The following is a 14,315-nucleotide window of genomic DNA, read 5'->3' on the forward strand; positions in this document are numbered from 1 at the left end:
CGTAGAAATCCTATTTAGACACACAAATAATCTGAACTCATTCAAATAAAAATCGTTCAGATTATTTTATGCTAAATTCAGTTTTGTCCCGGCTCCCATGGAAATTTCTAATTACCTAGCGTTCGCGCCAGGACTAAGCATATTTTTCATCGGCGTCATGTGAATAAGGACTGTACTGTGAGCTGTCATTCCACATTGAATCAAACTTGTTGGTCCATTCTTCGCCGATCTTTTTACCTCTAATGACGACAAGTACTTCATCATTTTTATTCTCAGCTGAATACGTGAAATTATAGGAACCTGTCGTAACGAGGTTTTGATCTGAGATCATGACTTTTAAATGCATATTCCCATCGTAAGTGTTGACCTTAACAGGCACACCAGCCTTGATTAGCTTCTGAATATTTGCGGTCTGTTTGGAGAGATCACTCGCTTGGGTTCTATCCGTAATTACTCGAACGTTTACGCCTCGTTTGGTGGCTTTAGTAATATGTGTAACAAAATCAGTTTCCGTTAATAAAAACATAGCAACATCTAATGTTTTTTTTGTGTGATCAATTACTTCTTTGACTTTTTGCTTAGGTGATTTATTTGATTTCGTGAACACATACTCCACAGGGGTGAGGGTTATGTGTTCTGTATGCTCTTTTTGTGAAAACTTATAGACCCCATAAGAAATCGAACCGATGAGTAAAGTTGTTCCCGCAGTAATGACGAGGTCCATCGATATCCCTTCTTTCTTGTAGATAACTAATTATATGCTTGTTACTTTTTGTCCTATTCACGCAATGAGTCATAAGAAGAACAAGATGATCGATTCATCTTGTTCAGAATCAATGAATTCTATTGTACACCTGGGTTTACCTCTAGTGATTTTGATGAGCTTGAAAGTGCAGCCTTACTGCCTAGGGGAACGGCGAAATGGGGCAGACAATGGCCAATTTTAAATCCGGATATGACAGGTTTTTTAAGTGAAGAAAAATAGTCGTTGAAAACTTGTTCGAGTGTTAAGGAATCTTCCGGGTGTTTCGGTGTGGCTTTGCTAAAATCTCCGACAATAATTCCTGCTGCCTGGTCTAACTTCCCGGCAAGCTTTAGCTGGCTTAAGAAGGAGTCGATACGATAAGGTTCTTCGCCAACGTCTTCTATGAGCAACAGTTTGTTTGTCGTATCAATTTCGTACGCCGACCCGATTGAATTTACAAGTAAGGATAAGTTCCCGCCAATGATTTCACCGCAAGCTTCTCCATGGCTGATAATTTGAAGAGGAGATACAGCGTCGGAATAGATTAATCTTGTTGGTTCAAACAGCTGCTGAAACATTGCTTTAGATAAGGGATCAAAGTTTTCTTTGCCTACATCGGAGCAAAGCATAGGGCCGTGAAAGGTGACAAGCCCTGTCTGTTGGCGAATGGAAGTATGTAAAAAGGTAATATCACTGTAGCCCCAGAAGATTTTTGGGTTTCGTTTAATAAGGTGGTAATCAATGAATGGTGCTATTCGACTCGTGCCATAACCACCTCCGGCACAAATGATGCCGTTGATGGAAGGATCGGCAAACATGGTGTGTAGGTCATCGAGTCTTTGAGAATCGGTACCTGCCAAGTAGCCATACTCACTTCTCACGTGAGGGGCGATTCTGACGTGCAAACCCAGTTGATGAAGAAAATGAATGGAACGCTGTAAATTCGACAAGTTTGGTGGACTAGCTGGGGCGATCACACCAATTGTGTCACCAGATTTCAGTTTTTTAGGAAGTAACAATTAGATTTCTCCTTCCCTCCATGTGTTTTTGGCACTTATCGCTCAGAAGTCCATGTTTAAAGCTCATGATTACATAAAAAAGCTCGCTTAGAATACAATTTCGCTCATAAATGCGGACGATCGCTCACTTTAAGCCTGATTGCGATCACCACACGCACACGTTCATTCATTTTCCTGGAGTTTAAACTTCTCCATTATTATATGCGAAGAGTTCCTTAGTAAAGCACTTTTTGATTAAGAGAATGTGGTCCGGTCAGCGAGTTCTGTCATCACTAACATAGCTTGATAAGCTTCACGGATATCTTTAGCTTTATAGGAAACAATCGTAGTCCCTGGCTCTAGTTCCGTACGGGGCATAAGATTCGCCCACTCGGCTTGGCCGTAATTGGTAAATTCAATCCGAAGTGTTGGGTGGGAAGGCGGCACAAGCGGCTGGATTTTGTCCCGGCTTTGAATGGCTTCGACCGTTTTACGCTGCAGCAGTTCCCCGGCTCTTTTTGGTGATAATGTTTTGACAGCGGAACGTGAAATGGTTTCTTTAACGGGAGCGGTAACCACGTTTGGAATAAGTTTCTCAGCTTCCTGGGCAGCCATGTCGTCTCCTGAAACCATGAGCACAGGCACACCATAATATCCTGCATAATAAGCGTTTAAGCCCAGTTCGCCAACCGCAACATCATCAATAAAGAAGTTGCGAACACGGTTCGTCATCGAGTGTGACATCACACCTCTGTGTCCCGCCCGCGCATGATATCCTAGGAAAATAGCTCCCTCATACGTGTGGTCCAGCCCCTGAACCATTGAATAAGGTTTAACGTCTCCAGTAATCAGTTGTACATCAGGATGTAGTCGTTCGACTAACAGATTATTCATCTTAGAATGGCTGTCATTTACAACTATTTCTGAAGTTTCGTGGTCAAAAGCCGCTCCAGCGACATAATTCGTCTCCTCTGTCATGATGATTCGTCCTCTTTCATAATTATGACGATTTGAGTCAACGAAAGTGGAATCCGGTAAACCTGTGATTCCTTCCATATCAACAGACATAAAAAGCTTCATATAAATGCTCCCTTCTTAATTTCAATAATTTTCAAACAATCGTATCAGTATTTTATCAATATGACAAACTATAAGGAGGGTTTATGAGCAGGGCTGTGACATCTTCGTTTCATCTGGTCAGGTTAGGGGAATACTGTGGATTATGAAATTGTTTATAGGGTGGGAGGAATTAGACTTTGCTGTTTTCTGGTACTAAACTTTCCGATCTTTCAAGGATGTCGGTTTTATTAATTATTGCAGGGTTTGCTGCAGTCGGAAGTGCTGCTTTCCTATTTCTTGAAATAGCTGAGGATGTTGTCGAAAAAGAGAAGTTTGCCATTGATCAGGCGGCTACGAACATTGTCAACACGATTAGTTCTGAACAGCTTTCCATGATTGTGGGCTGGATTACTGATATAGGGTCTGTTACATTGATTACTATTTTATCAATCCTTTTGGCGGTGTACCTATTGTTTTTCTCATCATTTAGTGCATGGGTCACGGTTTACTTTGGTGTGAATATGATTGGGATCAGTTTATTGACCAAAGGTTTGAAGCTGTTGTTTGAAAGGCAGCGTCCCGATATTCTTGCACAATATGATGGTACAGGTTTTAGCTTCCCAAGCGGGCACACAACGGGGGCCGTAACCTTTTATGGGTTTGTCATCTATCTTGTGGTAATCAGTTCATTAGATAAAAGATGGAAATGGCCGATTAACGTGGCGTTGACGATCGCAATTTTGCTGGTTGCTCTCAGTCGTGTGTACTTGGGGGTGCACTTCTTTACAGATATTATTGCAGGTCTTTTGCTGGGGCTTTCATGGTTAGCCATTTGCATTGGCGCATTGGAGCTGACAATTTGGAGGCAGCGAAGGCGGCAAAGGAAATCGGTAAGTTAAACAGAGCTGTTAATCGGGTATCACAGTAAGAAGAAGGAGTTGATCAGAAGCATGTTATATATTTTAGCAATTCTACTTCCACCTGTAGCGGTACTATTTACGGGGAAACCGTTAAAAGCGTTATTAAATTTACTCTTAACGATAATCTTTTATGTACCAGGTGCTGTACACGCAGCTGTGGTCGTTAAAGGACATTACGATAGTAAAAAATGATATTAAAATGGAGCTCACATCATCAGGTGCGAGCTCCATTTTTTATACGCCGCGTTTGTTACCCCAAAGCAAGGCATGTACTTGCGGCAGCACACGCACATGGTTAAGAGTCGTCGAGGCAACGACTTGATCGATCAGCCATTCATATTTTGTTAAAAGATCTGAGGCCAAACGAGCAGGTTCAGTTTCCTGCAAATCATCATTCCCAACTTGAAGGAAGAAGGGGATAGCAGGATACCGTTGATGGACTTGCTCGGCGTACTTAAGATCTTCCTCGTTAAAAATAACCACTTTAAGGCTTGTGTGCACCAGTCGATCGTTTGATTCCAACCGCTGTAAAATATCATCTAACACATTCCAGTTCGTTTCCATGTGCGAGCTTGGCGGTTTGGGCGAGATCGTCAAATCGTCAATGGTAAGGAACCAATCCTGCCAGCGGCTGCCCTGGGTTTCCAGTGCAACTTCTATATTCATCTCATGAAGCGGCTCAATCAATTCATGGAGATTTTTTAGGAGAGCAGGGTTACCCCCGGATATCGTTACATGGTCAAATTGGTCACCGCCTGTTGCTTTGAGCTGCTGTACAATCTCCTCAGCAGTAAGACGTTGTACTTCTTCTTTGGCACTGCCATCCCATGTGAATGCTGAGTCACACCAGGAACAGCTATAGTCACATCCAGCTGTTCGCACAAACATGGTTTTTCTTCCAACGACCATCCCTTCTCCTTGGATGGTAGGTCCGAAGATTTCTAAGACGGGGAATTTATTCATGATTCATCCACTCCCGTCTCACTTCGGCATAGCTTGTTGGCGTTTCATAAAGCTGCACAAATTCCACGCGTAGGTCATTCCGTTCATCTTGCAAGGCGCGGCCCATTTTCTCATAAATCCAAACGACCATATTTTCTGCTGTAGTATTCATCTGCGGCAGTGTATCATTTAAATAACGGTGGTCGAGGTGAACTTCAATTTGCTCTTTCCAGATCGTTCTAATGTCCCCAAAGTCCATGACAATCCCAATCTCATCCACGTATCCACTAATGCCAAAAATAACTTTATACGTATGACCGTGAAGGTTTTTACACTTTCCTTCATAACAATGCAAATGGTGAGCTGCATCGAAGGTAAACTCTTTGCTGACGAGGACACGTTTGCTATGATATTTCAGTTCGTGACGCTTAATATCTTCATCGATTTTCTGCAAGTTTTCCACGATGGTAAATCCGTACTGCTGCATTAGCTGCTCACCTCTTCGCGTTGCTTGCGGTAAGTGTCGAGACCGTTTTGTCTAAGTTTACATGCCGGGCATTCCCCGCAGCCGTCTCCGCGAACTCCGTTATAACAAGTTAACGTTTTTTCTCTTACATAAGAAAATGCTCCGAGCTGATCAGCAAGCTCCCACGTCTGTGCTTTGTCGAGCCACATTAGTGGTGTATGAACGACGAACTGATCATCCATAGATAAATTCAATGTAACGTTTAGTGATTTGATAAAAACATCCCGGCAATCAGGGTAGCCGCTAAAATCGGTTTCGCACACACCAGTAATGACATGCTTTGCTCCAATTTGTTTTGCCAAAATAGCCGCGAACGATAAGAACAATAAATTACGTCCTGGAACGAATGTCGATGGCAATTCGCCGTCTTCACCATCTTTTACTTCGATGTCATCCCTCGTTAAAGCGTTAGGTGCCAACTGACTTAACAAGGACATATCGAGCACATGATGTTTCACTTTCAAATCTGTGGCGATTTCCTTAGCTACTTCAATTTCCTGATTATGCCGCTGGTTATAATCAAAGGTCACCACTTCAACTTCATCATACTTTTCAAGAGCCCAGAAAAAACAGGTTGTACTGTCCTGGCCTCCGCTAAACACAACAACAGCTTTATTTTTATCCATAAAAAAATCCCCTTCCAAGAAAAGCATAAGCACCTCGCAGACGCGATCCAATATCGGAAGTGTCTGCAGCTTCAGCTAGACAATTTTTGAAAAGGAGAATTCTACTAAACCCAAAAAACATAAAAAAACCGTACCTAAGGGAGGTACAGTTCCATCCTTAGTTTTTTATAGAGGGTGTAGCTAGAACCTCTCCTGTCTATAACAGAATTATTATTAAAATGTGCGGAATTATTATAACATATATCGTTCTTATAGCATAGCATCTGTCTGGTTGAAGCGGTTCAGGGGGCATGTTCGATGGATAGATTACATATTCATGCTATAGTGCTTGTTTTATGAAGGTAGGTGTGTAGATGAAAAAGCTGCTTATTCTATGTGTGGTTCTATGTTTAGCTGGCTGTTCTTATGAGATCAGTCTTAAAGGGTTAAAAGAAACTTATCCAAAGGCTGTTAAGGAGACAATAGAGGAGCTTTCTATGAGTGTTCAGAAAAAATTGATGATACCTCAGGAGCTGCCGTTTAATCCTAATTATGTACGTTTCAGTTATGCAAAAGAGAATAGTTTAAATAAGATAGAAAAAGTAAGTAGAACAGAATTTCTGTTTTCAGCTGCTCAAGTTAATTTCCATATTGTTCATCGGCTCAATCCAGAGCAAGATCTAAATGAAACTGCAGGAAGAACAATTAAGATTAAAGGGAGAGAAACGGCTGTGAAACATGATAATAGCCAAATTAAACAGCTGGAATGGGAAGAGGAGGATGGATCGACCATAACTCTTAGTATGATCATTTCCAGGGAGGCAGAGGGAAAGTACACACTTTCTGACTTAGTAGATGCTGCAAAGTCGATGTATGAATAGTACGTATCCCTCTGCCCTGAAAAATTTATGGCTCTCGACTTGTTTCTAAAACATTTTGCCTCGACTTTATCCATTCATAAATAAAGACAGTCGCCGTCTGCGATACAATAAACACTGGGAAAGAATAAAGTAGTTCATAACCATTTTTAAAGTTAACAATATTCACAAGTGTAAGCACCCATTGTATTCCAACACCTAGAAGAGCCCAGGCAACCACATACCAAATGACCACTTTTTGATTTATGTGAAGAGATTCATAAAAGTAAACAAAAAAATAGCCGAAAGGAGCAAATGAGAGGTAGTACAGCATATCGTTCACTCCGTATTGGTGTGAATCATTCAATTTGTAGAAATCAATCAATCCACCGCCAATGGTAAAGTCAAAAAATATACCGATTGTCAGCCCCCATAATAGAAAGAATCCCGTAACATCGCGAGTGAACTTTTTTGGAAGTAAAAAAAAGACCGCGTAGAGAATTCCATTCATGATTAAAATAAATAGTTCGTTGTGATCAAAAGTTTCCCATATGATCATGAGTAATCCACCTCACCATAAGAAACTTTGCGATAGAAATAGTGGGCGTAGTAAGCAATAAAGTGGAGCACAGCAAAATACAGGATATCATAGCCGATGTTCCATTTAACATAACTTGTCATATCAAATAAGAGGGATAATCCAGTAAAGAGAGCCAATGTTATGATGGAGGCCATCATAACCAATATGGATTGTTTTTGTGATGCTGATTGGTGAACCCAGTTCAATTGCATAATGAGAAGTACTGGAGTAATGACACTTCTATAAAGTAAAAAGCTCGTATAAAGCATTGGGTCTTTAGTAATTTTGATAAACTTCAATCCTTCATAAATAATCCAGGTCCAATTAATATTAATCAGAAGAATGAGTAAGATGACAAATAAATTCTCGATGAGCGTTAATTTTTTTGGCATGACAAAAAATATAGCTGCCAGCAGCCAAGCTGCAAAGAAAAACACTGCAAAAGCCATAAATTCCCCTCCGTTTCCGTTTTCCTATTCTTTGTTCGCAGGTGAAAAATATACAAACATTGAATGACTGCGCTTATTTACAAATTTTAGAACCAAAGTGGTATAGACAAATATACATATAGTTGATAAGCTAATTGAAAGCGATTTCACACCTGAGAACCGGCATCTTTTAAAATCTAAAAAGGTGGGTGGTAGGTTTGTTAGCGAAAAGAAAGCGATTGTTTTTCAGTATGTTCGCTCTGCTCATCACGTCATTTGTGATGGTGAGCTACGTACATGCGGCAGAAAACAAAGAAGATGATGAAATTGGGATTAATCCCAAACCGCAGGAAGTGAAAAAGCTGGGTGATGGTTTCCCTCTGACCCCTGTTGTAGGATTGGTTGTCGGGGAGAATACTGATGAAGCAGCTGTCCGTGAAGTGAAACAAGCTTTAAAAGAAGCGGATGTAAAACGAATTGTTCAGAAGACAGCTAATGAATCAGCGCCAAATACTCCTGTTACGATATGGATCGGGGGACCTTCTGAAAACTCAGCGACAGTTGAAGTGCTTGAGAATTCAGAAGTGGATGGTCCTAGAGAAATGCAGGATGAAGGCTATGTCATAGTGTCTCAGAATAAGGATAAGAAGCAAATTGTTCTTGCTGGAAAGGACAAGGCCGGAACGTTTTACGCGGCCCAGACGTTTGAACAGATCATAAAAGAGAGACAAGGACGGGATTGGATTCCAGCAGTAGAAATTCGTGATTGGCCTGACATGGATATCCGTGGTTCGATTGAAGGATTTTACGGGATATCGGCAGAACGCCCTTTATTTCAATGAGGGGATGGATGCCGAGGGTCTGTCTTTTAAAAAAACAGAAAATTAAGCCTACTAATCAGAACGTATGTTTGGTATAATGAGTATGGGAGGTGAAAACATGGCCACCAAAACGATTCTCGTAAAGCTAAAGCATGTAACGAAGAAAAAACATAAACAGTTCATGGATGAACAGGCTGTCTATGCCTCATGCGTGAATCATTGTGTGGAACGCCTCCTAAACGGCGAAAAGCTTTCGTCTAAAGATATATCCTTTCCTTTAAAATCAGCCATTAAGAACGAAGGCATCCGTCGAGCGAGGAAAGCTGTTTCCGATTTTAAGAAAGGCTTAGCGAAAACAATTCCTGTATTCCAAAATTCCCTTACCATCAAGATTAATTAACCAAAATTGGAACACTGTCGATCAAAACGGAAGGTGGTATATCGCCTTCACAAGCAACCAAGGTAAAAAGGCTCTTCCTGTGGTCGAAACAAAAGATGTTCAAAGCTATTTTCCATTTCTAACAAGTCACACTCGAGAGTTCCGAGGAACCCTAGAATTATTTCGTAAAGGAAGACGATGGTATGTCGCCATTCCCATCCAAGTAAGTTCTGACTTGGGTCTAGGAAACACCTATCCATCCAAGAAACCATTAACGGATTACACATCTATCGGTGTTGATCTAGGGTTGAGACACCTTGTGGTTCTCTCTGAACCGACAAGTGGCAAACGGCAATTCTTTTCAGGCAAAGAAGTCGGTTATAAACGACGTCACTTTCGTTCCCTTCGTCGTTCGTTAGGAAAGAAAAAGGCACAGCGTGCTATAGAACACGTAGGTCAAAAAGAAAGCCGTTGGATGAAAGACTACAACCGAAAATTAGCCCAAGATATTGTGACGTTTGCTCAGCAATTCGAGAAACCCATGATTAAGCTCGAACAACTGGACAATATCCGAAAGACTTGTCGCAGCATGAAACGGGCAGATAAAACGATTCATTCATGGGCGTTTTATCAGTTGAAGCAATGCATCAAAGAACGAGCAGCTACATTCAACATTCCTGTGGTGGATATTGACCCGCATAAAACAAGCCAAACCTGCTTCGCATGTAAGCATGCGGAGCGATCCAATCGAAAGCGTGAGGTATTCCACTGTAAGAAATGCGGTCATAAAGCTCATGCCGATCTCAATGCCAGTCAAAACATCGCAACAAGCACGAACTTGGCGGCGTCCTAAAGAACAGTCGAGAGATGGTCTTGAGGGTAGTCCAAGTGCCCACTAGGTATAATCCTAGTTCCAACATGCAAGCCTGTTTTTCTTCGCATGGGGAGTCCCGAGTGGCACGGGATATAGCGGTCATGTTGGAAGGCGGGCCAGAAATGGAACAACACGGAGGCTGTCGCGAGATTCCCTCCCCGCCGTAGTGAGCCGTTACCGCCTCTCTAGGAGAGGTCTTCACAGGAAGCTCGGTCCTTCAGTGCCGAGAGGATGTCACACTATTGCTGATTATACTTGGAATTCCTATGCTTACAATCCAGAGGAGTCATGGGAACGCAGTATTCAGTCATTTGGCGGTGATGCGGCCAATGCACTGAGAACTTTTGCAGAAAACTCTTATTCCTCACGTATTAGTGATAAAGAATCGTTAACGCTAAGCCCGTTAATTGAAGAATTTTGGGCGGCTTACGAATCAGCAGATGCTGAACAAGCGGCAGAAAACTTGACTGCTGAATTTGAAAATATACAAACGGTACTGGAGAGATTGCGAGAGAATATGGATAATAAAAGATTTCTGGACGAGGTAGATCCATACCTTGTGAAACTAAAATTATCCGGGCAAGCTGGTGTCACCGCTGTACAGCTATTAATGGCAGAGAAAGCCGGAAATTCCAGTGATGCTGAGCAGTATAGAGAGATGCTTATGGCTTAAGTCAACGAGCTTGAAGAAATTCCGCAGCAGGTTGGTAAGTTTGTGATTAAACCATTCCTGTTTCAGGCGATTTATGGAGAATATGTACTGTCCAGACCCCTTGATGGTGTCAACAAATTTCGGGGGGCAGGGGAGCTCATTCAGTACACTCCTGAGCATGGTGACACGACAGGCACTAACATTTACGGGTATGAGGTGACAGTAGTAGAAGGCAAGGTCGTTAAAAGAGGCGGCAACAATTCGTCTATCCCTAACAATGGCTATGTGCTGAGTATTCATGGCAGTGATTGGTTAATGGAGAATGCTTTAATGGGGGCAGAGGTCGACATTAAAGACGGGCGTGTACTCATTACGATCCCTAAATGATCAAATACAGAAAAACCCTCATGACCTGAACGGTTATGAGGGTTTTTTTCGATGTCGATTTATTTGTTAAGGTCTTTCTTGCAAAAATACCAATCTACACAATCATAATTTGGATCATCCATCCGCTTATCGGCATCTTCTTGTGTTTTAGGAGGTGGTGCGATAACTTGTTCACCCTTCTGCCAATCAGCCGGTGTCGAGACACCGTGTTCTTCCGTCGTCTTCAGTGCTTCCACTAGACGAACAATTTCAGCCATGTTTCGGCCTGTAGTCAATGGATAGTATATAATGGAGCGGATCGTTCCTTTATCATCGATGACAAACACAGCGCGAGATGTCTCGGTACCACTGCTTTCAGGCATAATCATGCCAAATTTTGTCGCGACTTTTTTATCCAAGTCTGCGATAACTGGAAATTTAATTTTCGTTTGAAAGTTTTCTTCAATATTTCGAATCCAGGCAATGTGGGACGAAATACTATCAATACTTAAACCGACAAGCTCAGTATCGAGTTCTTGGAGCTGGTCATAAATTCCTTGAAAGCCAACAAATTCTGTTGTACAGACAGGGGTAAAGTCGGCAGGGTGTGAAAATAAAACAAACCACTTTCCTTTATAAGCATCCAGGGAGAGGTCTCCTTGGGTAGATGCGGCTTTAAAGTCAGGTGCTCTTTCACCAATGCGAGGCATGCTAATGGTTTGGGTTTGATTTTGATCGTTTTCCATTTTTGTACGACACTCCCTTTTTAAAAAATCGAATTAACGTCATCATGTATGTAACCGGTTTTATGATCTACTAAACTAAAACTTAAAGTCACTTCAAAAATTCCAAGATTTGTTCTCTTTGTTTATTATCTTAGAGAAGAACCTTCCAGATTCTGCTTACACTATCCTTTAAAAAACAAAAGAAAAATCTCCAAGTCTAGTCAAGCAGGAATTTTGATAAAATTTTATTAGGCTAAGCCAGTATTTTGAAAAACTCGATTCCGAATGTTTGAGGGGTGAAGTGGAGGTGGGGAAGGAGTCGCTTTCCGTGGGAGTACGGTGAGCTTCCTCAGGCTGCCGCCTTGCGGGATCTCACCTTGTACTTTAGTCCCACAGGAGTCTCCCCCTTCCCCATCTCCCTTTCCGTATGTTTTTTTCGGAATCATCTTGAAACCACTTTCCATTAGCTGTTTATTAGTACAATTAGTCCAAAGACTTTCACAAACCACCGTTCCGTATTTTATTAAAATGGTCCCTATGAGTTCATTATTGAAATAGCGAGGGGGATGACTGCGAGACACCTACAGTAAAGAAAAGGCTGTCGAGAACCCAGAGATGGGGGAGGATTGCCGTCTTCCTCGTGGAAGGAGAATAGTATTCGCCCGTACGTACAAAAATGCTAGTAGGGAAAACAAGGGATTTCTCTACAACCTGGTAAAATTACAAAAAGGGGGAGGACATTGATGAATGTTATTTCCAATCATAAACTAGATAAAAATCTAGTAACGGATTTTTTTAAGGCTCATTGGGGAAGTCCGAAAATGGTCATATCACGTGGGATATTTCAATGTGATCAGTTAGATGGGTTTGCGGTATTAGATGAAAATGAAGGCATCATTGGCTTAATCACATATATCATGGAAGAAGATGAGTGTGAAGTTATTTCGTTAGATAGTGTGGTCGAGAATAAAGGTGTAGGAACGTTGCTTTTGCAAAAGGTTGAACAGACAGCTCGTGAAAAAGGTCATCAACATATCCGTTTAGTGACGACAAATGATAATATACATGCGCTAGGATTCTATCAAAAGAAGGGGTATCGTCTTGAGGAAGTTTATTATGATGCGGTTGAAAAGGCGAGGATGATGAAACCCGAAATCCCTTATCTATCAGACAACAGTATACCAATCACTGACGAAATCCTATTAGTTAAACACTTGTGAAAATTCATACAGGCAGCAAAAAGGAGAGAGGTTCCGTTCAGTGGATTCTCTCTCCTTTATTACTACCTTACATATTTTCTGCTTTTTTCTTACCATGTTCAGTTTCCACAGCTTCAAACTCTTCTTCAGCTGGCGGATAGGTTCTTTTAACAAATATAGATAAGATAATCCCGATAAACGATAAAACGGCAATGACCATAAAGGCAACGTTGACTCCGTGGATGCCAGGGTTTGAGATAGATGGAGCTTGCTGGGCGCTTTGGGCCGTCATCGTCATGATCGTAACGAGGATGGCGGTCCCGACGGAAGCAGCGATTTGGCGCATCGTATTATTCATAGCTGCTCCGTGTGGGATCAATTTCTGTGGCAGTTGATTTAAACCTGCTGTTGTAACGGGCATCATCACCATCGAGAATCCAAACATACGAATAGCATACGTGACAATCAGGAACGTAAGTGTAGTTGTTGTACCCAAGAAGCCAAAGGCCAAGGTTGCGCCAGTCATAATCGTTAAACCAACTATTCCTAACAGACGAGCTCCAATCCGGTCAAAAATTCGTCCGGTAATCGGAGACATTAATCCGGAAATGAGAGCACCAGGAAGGAGAACGAGTCCGGACTCCATAGCTGTGAAATCTCTCATGTTCTGCATATATAGAGGGATCAAGGTTTCTGATCCGATCAATCCAAGGAACGAGATCATTCCGATTATGGTAGCGATCGTAAATGTGTTGTATTTGAATACCCTGAACTCAAGCATTGGGTGATTCATACGTAACTGCCGCATAATAAAGACCATAAGCGTAAGGGCCCCAACGGCAAGGATGGCAATAGTTCGTCCACTATCCCACCCGTAGTTTCCGGCACTCGAGAAACCAAACAGAAGTCCTCCAAAGCCGACGGAAGATAAGATAATCGATGGAATATCGAGTTTCGGATACGTGAGTTCTGTAACATTCTTTAATATGAAATAAGCAATAAAGATAATTAAAATGGCTAAAGGTAAAACGAGTAGAAAAAGAAATCTCCAAGAATAATGAGAAGTTACCCAGCCCGACAAGGTCGGTCCAATCGCTGGAGCAAAGGAGATCACGAGCCCGATATACCCCATCGCTGCGCCTCGTTTATTAACAGGGAAAATTAACAGAAATACCGTCTGCATGAGCGGCAGCATAATCCCGGCTCCGGCTGATTGAATGATTCTTCCTGTTAACAATACACCGAAGTTCGGGGCAAGCCCTCCTACAATTGTCCCCACAGTAAATACACTCATAGCCGTCATAAAGAGCTGACGGGTCGTAAATCGCTCAATTAAAAAGGCAGTAATGGGAATCATCACTCCATTAACAAGCATAAAAACCGTAGTCAGCCACTGGGCTGTATTAGCTGATATATTCATTTCATCCATAATTGGAGGAATAGCTGTAATCATAAGTGTCTGATTTAATATCGCGATAAAGGAACCCGCGAGCAATAGACCAGCCATTAACGTTTTGTTATAAGGTTGCGTCGTCATTATATTCCTCCTCTTTCTCAATGAAATAAATCATGTAACTATCAAATTATACTTGGTGTGGGGACAGCTTACAACTATTTAATTCAGCTTTTTCCCTCCTCT

General features: G+C 41.8%; 19 protein-coding genes and 1 riboswitch. Of the genes, 9 read left to right on the forward strand and 10 right to left on the reverse strand.

Annotated features, from left to right (window positions below; genetic code table 11):
- Nucleotides 1-133: 133 nt before the first annotated feature.
- The 3 genes from G6R08_RS16035 to G6R08_RS16045 all read right to left on the reverse strand — a co-directional run bounded on the left by G6R08_RS16035 (nt 134) and on the right by G6R08_RS16045 (nt 2,823).
- Nucleotides 134-724 (reverse strand): phospholipase D-like domain-containing protein, encoded by a 591-nt coding sequence (locus G6R08_RS16035; RefSeq protein ID WP_163529299.1) that lies wholly within the window; start codon nt 722-724, stop codon nt 134-136.
- 119 nt (nt 725-843) lie between these two features.
- Nucleotides 844-1,764, reverse strand: a complete 921-nt coding sequence (locus G6R08_RS16040) for a S66 peptidase family protein (RefSeq protein ID WP_163529301.1) — start codon at nt 1,762-1,764, stop codon at nt 844-846.
- A 234-nt stretch (nt 1,765-1,998) separates the two neighbouring features.
- Nucleotides 1,999-2,823: a M55 family metallopeptidase gene (locus G6R08_RS16045; protein ID WP_163529303.1), complete on the reverse strand. Its 825-nt coding sequence runs from the start codon at nt 2,821-2,823 to the stop codon at nt 1,999-2,001.
- Nucleotides 2,824-2,999: 176 nt separating this feature from the next.
- Here G6R08_RS16045 and G6R08_RS16050 point away from each other — a divergent pair, with 176 nt between their 5' ends.
- Together G6R08_RS16050 and G6R08_RS16055 are read left to right on the forward strand one after the other, a co-directional pair.
- On the forward strand, nt 3,000-3,701 hold the full coding sequence (locus G6R08_RS16050; RefSeq protein WP_163529305.1) for a phosphatase PAP2 family protein: 702 nt from the start codon (nt 3,000-3,002) through the stop codon (nt 3,699-3,701).
- Between the two features lie 51 nt (nt 3,702-3,752).
- Nucleotides 3,753-3,914: a YqaE/Pmp3 family membrane protein gene (locus G6R08_RS16055; protein WP_163531362.1), complete on the forward strand. Its 162-nt coding sequence runs from the start codon at nt 3,753-3,755 to the stop codon at nt 3,912-3,914.
- Between the two features lie 42 nt (nt 3,915-3,956).
- Here the strand turns inward: G6R08_RS16055 and queE are convergent, their stop codons facing one another.
- Genes queE through queC form a run of 3 tightly spaced genes read right to left on the reverse strand, consistent with a single transcriptional unit; the run spans nt 3,957 to nt 5,816 of the window.
- Nucleotides 3,957-4,685 (reverse strand): 7-carboxy-7-deazaguanine synthase QueE, encoded by a 729-nt coding sequence (gene queE / locus G6R08_RS16060; protein ID WP_205439433.1) that lies wholly within the window; start codon nt 4,683-4,685, stop codon nt 3,957-3,959.
- Nucleotides 4,678-5,151: a 6-carboxytetrahydropterin synthase QueD gene (queD, locus tag G6R08_RS16065; protein WP_163529307.1), complete on the reverse strand. Its 474-nt coding sequence runs from the start codon at nt 5,149-5,151 to the stop codon at nt 4,678-4,680. Before queD ends, queE begins: the two co-directional genes overlap by 8 nt.
- Nucleotides 5,151-5,816, reverse strand: coding sequence for a 7-cyano-7-deazaguanine synthase QueC (queC, locus tag G6R08_RS16070; protein WP_163529309.1), 666 nt, complete (start codon nt 5,814-5,816; stop codon nt 5,151-5,153). Before queC ends, queD begins: the two co-directional genes overlap by 1 nt.
- Nucleotides 5,817-5,967: 151 nt before the next feature.
- Nucleotides 5,968-6,012: riboswitch (PreQ1 riboswitch) on the reverse strand.
- Nucleotides 6,013-6,169: 157 nt separating this feature from the next.
- Here queC and G6R08_RS16075 point away from each other — a divergent pair.
- Complete coding sequence (locus tag G6R08_RS16075; RefSeq protein ID WP_163529311.1) at nt 6,170-6,676, forward strand: hypothetical protein; 507 nt, start codon at nt 6,170-6,172, stop codon at nt 6,674-6,676.
- A 25-nt stretch (nt 6,677-6,701) separates the two neighbouring features.
- Here G6R08_RS16075 and G6R08_RS16080 read toward each other — a convergent pair whose 3' ends face one another.
- Complete coding sequence (locus tag G6R08_RS16080) at nt 6,702-7,211, reverse strand: hypothetical protein (protein ID WP_163529313.1); 510 nt, start codon at nt 7,209-7,211, stop codon at nt 6,702-6,704.
- Nucleotides 7,208-7,681 carry a hypothetical protein gene (locus G6R08_RS16085; protein WP_163529315.1) on the reverse strand — a complete coding sequence of 158 codons (474 nt, stop codon included), beginning with the start codon at nt 7,679-7,681 and terminating at the stop codon, nt 7,208-7,210. Before G6R08_RS16085 ends, G6R08_RS16080 begins: the two co-directional genes overlap by 4 nt.
- 197 nt (nt 7,682-7,878) lie before the next feature.
- Between G6R08_RS16085 and G6R08_RS16090 the strand changes: the two genes are divergently transcribed.
- From G6R08_RS16090 to G6R08_RS22160, 5 genes are all read left to right on the forward strand, one after another.
- Complete coding sequence (locus tag G6R08_RS16090) at nt 7,879-8,502, forward strand: glycoside hydrolase family 20 zincin-like fold domain-containing protein (RefSeq protein ID WP_240339750.1); 624 nt, start codon at nt 7,879-7,881, stop codon at nt 8,500-8,502.
- 97 nt (nt 8,503-8,599) lie between these two features.
- Nucleotides 8,600-8,881 carry a hypothetical protein gene (locus G6R08_RS16095; RefSeq protein ID WP_163529316.1) on the forward strand — a complete coding sequence of 94 codons (282 nt, stop codon included), beginning with the start codon at nt 8,600-8,602 and terminating at the stop codon, nt 8,879-8,881.
- Between the two features lie 40 nt (nt 8,882-8,921).
- Nucleotides 8,922-9,713, forward strand: a complete 792-nt coding sequence (locus tag G6R08_RS16100) for a transposase (protein ID WP_240339830.1) — start codon at nt 8,922-8,924, stop codon at nt 9,711-9,713.
- 241 nt (nt 9,714-9,954) lie between these two features.
- Nucleotides 9,955-10,407 carry a beta-N-acetylglucosaminidase domain-containing protein gene (locus tag G6R08_RS22155; RefSeq protein ID WP_240339751.1) on the forward strand — a complete coding sequence of 151 codons (453 nt, stop codon included), beginning with the start codon at nt 9,955-9,957 and terminating at the stop codon, nt 10,405-10,407.
- Nucleotides 10,408-10,449: 42 nt separating this feature from the next.
- A complete protein-coding gene (locus G6R08_RS22160) occupies nt 10,450-10,773 on the forward strand; it encodes a hypothetical protein (protein ID WP_240339752.1) in 324 nt (107 codons plus the stop codon).
- 59 nt (nt 10,774-10,832) lie between these two features.
- Here G6R08_RS22160 and G6R08_RS16110 read toward each other — a convergent pair whose 3' ends face one another.
- On the reverse strand, nt 10,833-11,498 hold the full coding sequence (locus G6R08_RS16110) for a peroxiredoxin (protein ID WP_163529319.1): 666 nt from the start codon (nt 11,496-11,498) through the stop codon (nt 10,833-10,835).
- Nucleotides 11,499-12,220: 722 nt separating this feature from the next.
- Between G6R08_RS16110 and G6R08_RS16115 the strand changes: the two genes are divergently transcribed.
- Nucleotides 12,221-12,697: a GNAT family N-acetyltransferase gene (locus G6R08_RS16115; RefSeq protein ID WP_163531365.1), complete on the forward strand. Its 477-nt coding sequence runs from the start codon at nt 12,221-12,223 to the stop codon at nt 12,695-12,697.
- 67 nt (nt 12,698-12,764) lie between these two features.
- Here G6R08_RS16115 and G6R08_RS16120 read toward each other — a convergent pair whose 3' ends face one another.
- Entirely contained in the window at nt 12,765-14,213 is a 1,449-nt protein-coding gene (locus tag G6R08_RS16120; RefSeq protein ID WP_163529321.1) for a DHA2 family efflux MFS transporter permease subunit, read from the reverse strand.
- Nucleotides 14,214-14,315 lie beyond the last annotated feature (102 nt).

The organism is Halobacillus ihumii, assembly GCF_902726645.1.
GTDB classification, from domain to species: domain Bacteria; phylum Bacillota; class Bacilli; order Bacillales; family Halobacillaceae; genus Halobacillus_A; species Halobacillus_A ihumii.

Bases quoted from the DNA above. Each gene is read 5' to 3' on its own strand.
- G6R08_RS16035 (WP_163529299.1), bottom strand. From the start codon at position 724: ATGGACCTCGTCATTACTGCGGGAACAACTTTACTCATCGGTTCGATT.
- G6R08_RS16045 (WP_163529303.1), bottom strand. From the start codon at position 2,823: ATGAAGCTTTTTATGTCTGTTGATATGGAAGGAATCACAGGTTTACCG.
- G6R08_RS16055 (WP_163531362.1), top strand. From the start codon at position 3,753: ATGTTATATATTTTAGCAATTCTACTTCCACCTGTAGCGGTACTATTT.
- queE (WP_205439433.1), bottom strand. From the start codon at position 4,685: ATGAATAAATTCCCCGTCTTAGAAATCTTCGGACCTACCATCCAAGGA.
- queD (WP_163529307.1), bottom strand. From the start codon at position 5,151: ATGCAGCAGTACGGATTTACCATCGTGGAAAACTTGCAGAAAATCGAT.
- queC (WP_163529309.1), bottom strand. From the start codon at position 5,816: ATGGATAAAAATAAAGCTGTTGTTGTGTTTAGCGGAGGCCAGGACAGT.
- G6R08_RS16075 (WP_163529311.1), top strand. From the start codon at position 6,170: ATGAAAAAGCTGCTTATTCTATGTGTGGTTCTATGTTTAGCTGGCTGT.
- G6R08_RS16080 (WP_163529313.1), bottom strand. From the start codon at position 7,211: ATGATCATATGGGAAACTTTTGATCACAACGAACTATTTATTTTAATC.
- G6R08_RS16085 (WP_163529315.1), bottom strand. From the start codon at position 7,681: ATGGCTTTTGCAGTGTTTTTCTTTGCAGCTTGGCTGCTGGCAGCTATA.
- G6R08_RS16095 (WP_163529316.1), top strand. From the start codon at position 8,600: ATGGCCACCAAAACGATTCTCGTAAAGCTAAAGCATGTAACGAAGAAA.
- G6R08_RS16110 (WP_163529319.1), bottom strand. From the start codon at position 11,498: ATGGAAAACGATCAAAATCAAACCCAAACCATTAGCATGCCTCGCATT.
- G6R08_RS16115 (WP_163531365.1), top strand. From the start codon at position 12,221: ATGAATGTTATTTCCAATCATAAACTAGATAAAAATCTAGTAACGGAT.
- G6R08_RS16120 (WP_163529321.1), bottom strand. From the start codon at position 14,213: ATGACGACGCAACCTTATAACAAAACGTTAATGGCTGGTCTATTGCTC.